General features: G+C 39.5%; 4 protein-coding genes and 1 pseudogene. All 5 read right to left on the bottom strand.

Features of this window, described 5'->3' with window-relative positions:
• Positions 1 to 95: 95 nt before the first annotated feature.
• On the bottom strand, positions 96 to 470 hold the full coding sequence (locus AU511_RS16765; protein WP_139829423.1) for a hypothetical protein: 375 nt from the start codon (positions 468 to 470) through the stop codon (positions 96 to 98).
• 50 nt (positions 471 to 520) lie between these two features.
• Positions 521 to 787, bottom strand: coding sequence for a hypothetical protein (locus AU511_RS16760; protein ID WP_094110354.1), 267 nt, complete (start codon positions 785 to 787; stop codon positions 521 to 523).
• Complete coding sequence (locus AU511_RS16755; RefSeq protein WP_094110353.1) at positions 788 to 1,030, bottom strand: RHS repeat-associated core domain-containing protein; 243 nt, start codon at positions 1,028 to 1,030, stop codon at positions 788 to 790.
• Positions 1,031 to 1,126: 96 nt separating this feature from the next.
• The gene (locus tag AU511_RS16750) at positions 1,127 to 1,354 is read right to left on the bottom strand and encodes a hypothetical protein (RefSeq protein ID WP_094110352.1); all 228 of its coding nucleotides are present in this window, start codon (positions 1,352 to 1,354) and stop codon (positions 1,127 to 1,129) included.
• Between the two features lie 4 nt (positions 1,355 to 1,358).
• Positions 1,359 to 1,865 (bottom strand): annotated as a pseudogene (locus tag AU511_RS17500) (type IV secretion protein Rhs); the annotation flags it as partial.

Genomic DNA, 1,865 nt, shown 5'->3' with positions numbered 1-1,865 from the left:
TGAGATTAATCTCTGACATTGCACGCAATAAACAGCAGGTAAAAAATAGCCGAAAGGATCTTGGGGATCACTTCCGGCTATTAAGTCAGGCTCATTTATTTACACAAATAAAATGCACCGTCATTTACTTGTATTACATAACGAGGTTCAGTCTCAAACTTAGGTGCTATCAGTAGATCCCTTAAATCATCACGCTCTATGGATTTCGCTAAGAAATTGATTAACGATTTTTTAGGCGTTACAAAAAAAAGCCCCTTCAAAAAAGGGGTTTTCCCTTTGTAAGAAACTATATTATGTATTATGAAATAAAACTCATCGCTAAAGTTACACTCTGTTTCGTTAATGCCATTAAGACGAGAAATACTCCCTCTCATCGTTAATTCCCTCATTTTAAAAAATAATTCATTTTTATCCATGAGTGCATAGGGTTCTTTTTCTAAAAGATCATTAAAAGAGTAATTATTTTTCATAATCAATTCGGAATGTCATAAAAAATATGGCCATCGGTTCCGTTATTATATCACTTGATATGGGGGTTATCGCCTAAACCGCCTTCAGGCCCCATATGCTGTTCATACCCTTTAGGATATTTTGCAACACCATCAGCACGACCACTTTGAGTATGGGCTTTATAGCGATTCATATTGCCTTGTGTCTCTTTTAAAAAGGCTTTAGCATCACTGCTTGTTCTAACTTTAACTTGAAATTTCTCACTATTAGAAGTAGCAAGCTTGGCATCTTTTACCGCCTGATTCCATTCCTTCGAACCTTTAACCAGCGGTTTCATTTAAGACGCTTTTACACTTAACTTCCCTTTATAGGCACTACATCCAGCCAACCCAAATGGATCAACCCAGCACATGGGATTTTGGACATAGCCGTAGTTATTTTCCCCACCAAGTACCCCTATCGGATCCGGCTGAGTAAACCTACCGCACTGCGGGTCGTAGTACCTGAACAGGTTATAATGCAGTCCGGTTTCCCGGTCAAGGCATTGCCCCTGATAACGCAGGTTCTGCGGGGTTGTCAACTGCTGCGGGGTGCGCTCGCTGTGCGATAAGCCGGAAGGATCACAGGGATCGCTTCCGTATTATTATGATTTCGAAAAACATTTAATATATTAAAATCATGGGCCATAAAAATGCATTAATGTATCAAGATCATCCAAATCTTTTTCGGTTAACATATTTTTCTCCATGCCATCGTATTTATTCCTTATACCTTTCATAGGAATAGAATGTTCATTTTTCCTAGCTAAATCCATTAAAAAATCAATATCCGACTGTTTTTTCAAGGTTCTTTTTAATAGCTCAAACAACATTTTTTCAGCATCTTTTTTTTCGAGGATATACATTTGATTAATCCGGTAATATTTTAATTGAGTCGAAATTAATAATCTGTCCACCTGCATGCAACTGTACGGCACCGCCGCTTCCGTACTCAGGATACGCAGAAGCAAATGGCTCTAGTTTTGTAGGGTGAGTATTACCATCCCATTTAGGAACGAAAGCTGTAGGTTTACCATTTTTATACAATTGCAAAGTATCGAAAGTTCCGCGCATCCGCGCATCACTCCAGGCTGGGGCAATCTGAAATCCATCTCTGGCAGCACTGCCAGAAGAATATTTATCAAATCCGAAATATGTAACAGGCGCAGCCTTATTTTCTAATGTCGAGGGTACAAACTTGTTGATCGAACCATCAAGTTCCATATATTTCATATGACGATAAGCAGTAGCAGGCATTGTCGCACTCGGTCCAGCTGGCCCAACATAAAAGTCAGGTTTACATTTACTCAACCCCAGCGGATCAACCCAGCACATGGGATTTTGGACATAGCCGTAGTTATTTTCCCCACCAAGTAG

This window comes from Lonsdalea iberica (assembly GCF_002111585.1).
In the GTDB taxonomy this organism is placed as follows: Bacteria; Pseudomonadota; Gammaproteobacteria; order Enterobacterales; family Enterobacteriaceae; genus Lonsdalea; species Lonsdalea iberica.
Note: the sequence above shows the minus strand (reverse complement) of the source record. Positions and strands in the feature narration are given on the sequence as shown.